Source organism: Pseudoflavonifractor sp. 60 (assembly GCF_009911645.1).
Lineage (GTDB): Bacteria > Bacillota > Clostridia > Oscillospirales > Oscillospiraceae > Lawsonibacter.
This window is the reverse complement of the sequence record NZ_QWKI01000028.1, coordinates 24,175-30,766: the sequence shown is the minus strand read 5'-3', so window position 1 is coordinate 30,766 and position 6,592 is coordinate 24,175. Positions and strand designations below refer to the sequence as shown.

Annotated in this window: 5 protein-coding genes; 2 read left to right on the top strand and 3 right to left on the bottom strand. The window is 56.9% G+C overall.

Annotated features, from left to right (window positions below):
* A partial coding sequence (locus D1646_RS03070) for a flagellin (protein ID WP_279279910.1) occupies positions 1–141 on the top strand: 141 nt, incomplete at its 5' end.
* 110 nt (positions 142–251) lie between these two features.
* On the opposite strand, the gene D1646_RS03065 is transcribed toward D1646_RS03070, so the two are convergent.
* From D1646_RS03065 to D1646_RS03055, 3 genes are all read right to left on the bottom strand, one after another.
* Complete coding sequence (locus tag D1646_RS03065; RefSeq protein ID WP_160635033.1) at positions 252–1,553, bottom strand: extracellular solute-binding protein; 1,302 nt, start codon at positions 1,551–1,553, stop codon at positions 252–254.
* A complete protein-coding gene (locus tag D1646_RS03060; protein ID WP_347565119.1) occupies positions 1,550–4,018 on the bottom strand; it encodes an ATP-binding protein in 2,469 nt (822 codons plus the stop codon). The genes D1646_RS03065 and D1646_RS03060 overlap by 4 nt, the downstream gene beginning before the upstream one ends.
* Positions 4,019–4,401: 383 nt before the next feature.
* Positions 4,402–5,331: a 2-dehydropantoate 2-reductase gene (locus D1646_RS03055; protein WP_160635031.1), complete on the bottom strand. Its 930-nt coding sequence runs from the start codon at positions 5,329–5,331 to the stop codon at positions 4,402–4,404.
* A 525-nt stretch (positions 5,332–5,856) separates the two neighbouring features.
* On the opposite strand from D1646_RS03055, the gene D1646_RS03050 reads away from it, so the two are divergent.
* Complete coding sequence (locus D1646_RS03050) at positions 5,857–6,513, top strand: CatB-related O-acetyltransferase (RefSeq protein ID WP_160635030.1); 657 nt, start codon at positions 5,857–5,859, stop codon at positions 6,511–6,513.
* The last annotated feature ends 79 nt before the right edge of the window (positions 6,514–6,592 follow it).

The following is a 6,592-nucleotide window of genomic DNA, read 5'->3' as shown; positions in this document are numbered from 1 at the left end:
GCCGAGTCCACCATCCGCGACACCGACGTGGCCGAGGAAATGATGAAGTACGTCAAGAACAACATTCTGGTGCAGTCCGCCCAGGCCATGCTGGCTCAGGCCAATCAGCTGCCCCAGGGCGTGCTCCAGCTGCTGGGCTAAGCCGTTCCCAATATTATCCTCTTACAACAAAAAATACACAAACAGGACCAGGCTTGCGCCTGGTCCTGTTATTTGCAGAGGCCCGAAATGCTGGCATTCGAGCTTCTGTTTTACGTCGGGTTCAGGGCCTCATCCTGGAGCTTGTCAAAGGCGGCCATACACTCATCCACCGACGCGCCGGACAGCAGCTCCCGCACAATCAGGCAGGTATTGCCCCACTGCTCCACATCCATCCCCGCGTTGGAGCCCAGCACATAGATTCCCTCCTCAATCCGGTCATTGAGGGGCGTTAAGGCGGGAACACAATCCACCTTCACATTTTTGGAGGGGGAGATGACCCGATTGGTCTCCGCATAGATTTGAAGCGCCTCGTCAGAGACCATAATATCCAACACCCGGGCCGCGTCCTCCCGGTGCTCCGCCTCCGCCCCCACGGCCAGCCCGGTCATGGGCATAACCGGCATTTGGCCCCGGCTGCTGGGAAAGCCGATGACCTGCATCTCGAAGTCCGTTTTACCATAGGCGGTCTCGGTGTTGGCCGCCCCCCAATAGGCCATGACAATGGGGGTTTTCCCCGCCAGGAAATCCGGCCCCTCCGACTCGATGGCCTCGCTGACGGCGGCCTTCTCCGCGTCGATGTAGCCCCGGTCAATCAGCGTCTGGAGGAACTGGAAGCCAGGGCGCATATAGTCGCTGTAACGGGCCTCTCCGCTGTTCAGGGCCGCAATCTCCGCCTCAGTGTTCCCGCCGTTGTACAGGTCGGCGTAGGCCTGGGCGAAGACGAAGGTCTCCAGCCACCAGCGGTTGGCTCCGATGGGGGTCTCAATTCCGTTCTCCTGGAATACCCGGCAGCACTCCAGAAATTCCTCCGGGGTGTTGGGCAGTTCCAGGCCGCACTGCCGGAACATATCCATGTTGACGAACAGCCCGTAGGCCACCACCTCCTGAGGGATGGCCACCAGCTTCCCGTCCACTGTGTTGGCGGTGCGGATGATTTCCCGCAGGTTTTTCGCACTGTCCAGCCCGGACAGGTCCATCAGCTTTCCCTCGCCGCCCAGCATGAGAACGGTGTCCGGGTTGAGCAGATACATATCGTCCATGTTGTTTCTGGCCCGGTCCAGGCAGACCTCGTCATAGGTTTTATCCTGGTAGTCCTCCGCCGTGTAGGTCCGGTACACCATGGTTACGTCCAGCGCTTCCTCCGCCATAGCAACCGTCAGGTCCGACGCGGTCCGGGCCACGTTCTCCGCATTGGGGTCGGTTTTTTCCATGGGGCTGAACAGGTTGACGACCCGCTCCTCTTTCTTCTCCTGGGGGATCAGATTTTTAGGCTCCTCTTTGCCGCCGCAGGCCGCCAGTGACAGCGCCATCAGCGCCGCCAGACAGGCGGAAATCCAGCTGTGTCTCTTCATACTCGCTGCAAACCGTCCTTTCGTTCCTTGTATTGACGAATTACCTGTTTCAAAAGCTCCATGTTCAGGGGCTTGGGCACATGGGCGTCCATACCGGCATCCAGGGCGGCCTTTTCGTCCTCGGCAAAGGCGTTGGCCGTCATGGCGACAATGAGGATCCCCTTTGCATCCTCCCGGTCCAGAGCCCGAATGGCCCTTGTGGCATCGTGGCCGTTCATCACCGGCATCTGAACGTCCATCAAAACCGCGTCGAACTCCCCCGGTGCAGACCGCTGGAACCGTTCCACCGCCAGAAGACCGTTGCCGGTGATCTCGCAGGAGGCCCCCTCCAGCTCCAGGAGCTCCGACAGAATTTCTGCGTTGATCTCGTTGTCCTCCGCGGCGAGGAAGTGCATTCCCTCCAGAACGCTGGTCTCCTCCGGCTCGGGCGGGGACTCCTTCTCGTTCCAGAGCTCCTCGATTTTTGTCCGGAGGGCGGAGACGAAGAAGGGCTTTGTCAGGGCGTCGGTGCGGCCCAGAGGCAGGACCTCCTCCATGCCCTCTGCGTCAAACTCCGCCAGCAGCAGAAGGGGCGTGGTATCCGGAAGGGCCTCCCGCAGCGCCTTGGCCGCTGGCAGGCCGCAGTCCTCCCAGTCCAGCAGGACCAGCTGGAAGAACTTGCCCCCGCGCAGCCGCTCCAGTGCCTGCTCCAGGGTTGGGGCGGCGTCCAGCTGTACGCCGGTGTCCTGCATAAGGGTCAGCATGGTTTCCTGGTTTTCTGCACCTCCGCCCACCGCCAGAATGCGGGAAATCTCCCGCTGCTGCCAGAAATGCCGGTCTGCCGCCTCCTCCAGGATCCGCAGCTCCAGGTCGACCCGGAAGAGAGAGCCCTGGTCCACCTGACTGAATACCTCGATGGTGCCCCCCATCAGCTCCACAATGCTCTTGGTGATGGCCATGCCCAGCCCGGTGCCCTGGACCTTGTTGGTGGTGCTGTTCTCCGCCCTGGTAAAGGCGTCGAAGATGGTCTCCAAATACTCCGGCGTCATGCCGTAGCCGTTGTCCTCCACCTCAATGCGGATGTGCTCATACTGGCTGGAGCGTTGTTTCAGACCAATGAGGCGGAACCAGATACAGCCTCCCTCCGGGGTGTATTTGACGGCGTTGGAGAGGAGGTTGATGAGAATCTGATTGATCCGGGTCTCGTCTCCCACCAGGTATTCGTGGCGGATGCCCGTTGCCTCCAGGTGGAACTCCTGCTTTTTCGCCTTGGCCATGGGCTGGATTATGGCGTCCACCGAGGCGATCACATCGTTGAGTGAGAACCGTTCCGGGCTGAGCACCACCTTCCCGCTCTCGATTTTGGAGACGTCCAGAATGTCGTTGATCAGGCTGAGGAGGTGCTGCCCGGAGGCGGTGATTTTCTTGGTGTACTCCCGCACTTTGGCCGGATTTTCCGCGTCCTTGGCCAGCAGCGTGGTAAAGCCCAGCACCGCGTTCATCGGGGTTCGGATGTCGTGGGACATATTGGACAGGAAGGTGGTCTTGGACTCGCTGGCAATCTGAGCCGCCTGGAGGGCCGCCGCCAGCTGCTGGCTGTGGACCTTTCGCTCCTCCTCCTGCTCCCGCCGCAGCTTATCCTGCTGCCGCCAGTTCAGATAGTACAGGGTGATGCACAGGAAAAACGCCGCCAGCAGAGAGAGCACCACCACCATGATGTTCTGGTTGACGGTGCGCCCCTCCTGCTGGATGGCCTCCACCGGCACATAGCCCACCAGGTAAATAGTCCCGCCGTTGACCGACCACATATAGTTCAGGGCGTGTACCGTCCGAATATCGTGGTAAAACAAGACATTCTGCCCCATACTCAGGCACTGCTCCACCTCGGCCTGAATCTCCGGGTCCTGAATGTTGTTCGCCCGGTAAAAATCGGCCAGATTCAAGTGGCCGGCGCTGCGCTGCCCCATGCCCTTGGGCTTTAAGACAAACCGCCGGCTTTCCGCGTCCATAATATACAGTGACGCCTGCTTGTTGTAAAAACCATCCGGAAGGGACTGGTCAATGGCGTCATACACATACTCGGTGTAAAGGGTCCCGATGACCTGACCGTCCCGCTCCACGGGACATTTCATGGTGTAGGACCAGGTCCCCATGTAGTTCAGATAGGACTGGGAGACCTGCATCCCAATGACCGTTCCCCCCGCAGGAAAGTCCAGCCCGTCCTCGGTGAAGGGCTCCCCGGTGTTGGAGATCCCCTCCGTCTTCCCCTCAAGAATCAGCGACATTTTCGACATGGTCTGATTCCGTTCATAGAAGCGGATATACTCCTCCGGGTCCTCCGCCCGGGCGATTTCCTGGGCGATCAGCGCCTGGAATTCCGCCTCGCTGCGCAGAATCGCCTCGATGGTGCTTTGAATCAGGTCCAGACTCTCGCTCAGGTTTTGAATGGCGGCCTGGGACATCTCTTTTGATATTTTTTGTGACACAGAAAATACAATTGCTCCAAAGACACAGAAAATTAAAATAATGGAGGGGAGCAGAACTATTCCTCTCCGTTTTGTCTCGTTCAGCATTTTTTTCATTGATAATCCCCATCCCCATGTTTTGGGAGAGTCATTTACCTCAGCGCCCAAGACAGCTCTATCAATCACAATACCATTATACTATCCCTCCCCTTTTAGTGTCAATATGGAGGGATGGTCCCGACAAAGAATCTCCGCCTGATGAAATTGCGAATTGTGGCCCCAATGGCCCCCAGGGCACAGAAAGAGGACAAAGGCGGCCACAAATTGCAGCCACCTTTCAGAGTGTACGGGGGAGTTTGGGCCAGGGACTCAAGGTGGGGATTGCCAGGTAGGCGGCTTTGCGTTTATGCTTCGTCGAACAGCCCGCCGTTTTTTTCCTCCAGCGCCTTGATCGCGTGGTAGGTATATTCACAATAGGGGACAGAAATTCCGGCCTTTGCCGCCATGCGGAGCACCTGTCCGGCAAACATATCGATTTCTGTGGGCCGGCCCGCCTCCAGATCCTGGAGGGTGGAGTATTTTGCCCATGTGTGCTGGCCGGGGAAAATCAGGACCTCTTCGGCCAGATGGATTCCTTGGACGGCAGCCACGGCCGCCACCTCCGACCAGAGCTTCTGGGCGAGAAACCGTCCGTGCTCACTGTTGGCATACAGGCTGGCCGGGGCGCCAAGGACCGCCTGGGGGAGGTTGTTGGCAATATTGCTGGCAAATTTAACCCAGATATCGGTGAGAATATCCTCTGAGCAGCTCCAGCGGAGACGGGTGCGGGAGAACAGAGCCGACAGGGCGTCCAGCTTCTGCCGTTCCTGCGCTCCGGCCTGCGGGAGACCGAAGCTGAGGCCGATCACTCGCTCCGGATCAAAGCAAACTCCGCTGTGCGTCCGCTGAGAGGCGATACGGATGGCGGAATAAACTATATGCTCAGGCCCTGTTGCCTGGGCCACACGGTCCTCGCTGTCCACTCCGTTGAGGAGGCTGAGTATCAAGGTATCTGGTCCTACCAGGGGCGGGAGCATGGAGATTGCTTCATCCAGCGCACCATATTTTGTGGCGATAAAAATCAGGTCCTGGTGTCCCGCCTGATTGGACTCCTGAACCCGGAGAGGGTAGCGCGCTCCATTGATGACAATGCCGTCGCGGGCCAGCCGCTCTCCCCGCGCCCCCTCGGCCACTACCGTGAAGACGGTATCGTCAACGCCGTCAAAGCTCCAAATCAAATAGGCTCCAATGGCGCCTGCTCCAATCAGAGCCACCTTGTGAATGTTCAAGATCATATCCCCCTTTTGAATAGACCTCTCTGTCTTACCTCATGTTCAGCCAGCGCGTTTTATCTCACATTTAGTATAGCATACTTCAAGCACAAAGTCGAGGGGGATTTCCAGGACAGCACAAGGCAGTCAAGCTTCCAGTTGACGCCGCTGCCCTGTCCATTGGTCGTTCCCTTGCGGGTTCACTTCCGCTCCAGAAGCAGCCTGCCCGCTCCGTACACACAAAAGCCGACACGCTTTGTCAGGCGTAAAAATAGAGCGGCTGGGCCGCCCCTTCCTGCGGAAATTTGGGATTGATAATCAGAGTGAAAGCTGATATACTAACTTTTCAAAGATGAAGATGATTGTTGTCTATGAGTAAGTGCCGCTTTATCCTTATGCACTTCTGCGCTGGAGCAGTGTTCCGGCACGGCATAGTCGAACAAATGGAAGGATTGAATTTCATGGACAAACTGAGAAGACTGAAGGCGGTAGCCGTTGAATTTGTGGGGGAAAGGATGTGATACATACTTAAAATTGGAGGTTATATAATTGTCGAACATTCCTGATCCCAATGTGGTCTTTCCCAATGAGTTTAAGACCTCTTGCTTCATCAAAAATGTCATTTCCGCCCCCAATATTATTGTGGGGGACTACACTTATTACGATGACCCCATTGATCCCACAGGCTTTGAAAAAAACAATGTCTTGTTTAACTACCCGGAATTTGGGGACCGGCTTATCATTGGAAAGTTTTGTTCCATCGCGTCTGGTACCACATTTATTATGGGCCCCGCCAACCACCGGATTAGCAGCGTCACCACCTATCCATTTCAAGTGTTTGGCGGGCTGTGGAGCGAAAACACCCCGCCTCACCTCTCCCAGCTCCCATTCAAAGGCGATACTGTGATTGGCAGCGATGTGTGGATTGGCCGGGAAAGTGTGATTATGCCAGGGGTGAAAATTGGAGATGGGGCCATTATTGCGGCCTATTCCGTTGTGACAAAGGACATTCCCCCATACAGCGTGTTTGGCGGCAATCCGGCTCGATTCATCAAAAAACGCTTTGATGATGCGCTGATCGAACTGCTGCTCAAATGCAAGTGGTGGGATTATGAAGGGGAAGAATTGGTGAACATACTGCCCCTTTTGTGCGATCCGGATTTGGAACACGTAAAAGCGGAGCTGAGAAAAAGGCTGGCCGAATAAGTTTTGCTGAGCGGCGGCTCCCACAGGGCACCCCATTTTTTCAGATCAACAGCCAGTCTTGAGACGCGCAGGAGCAGCA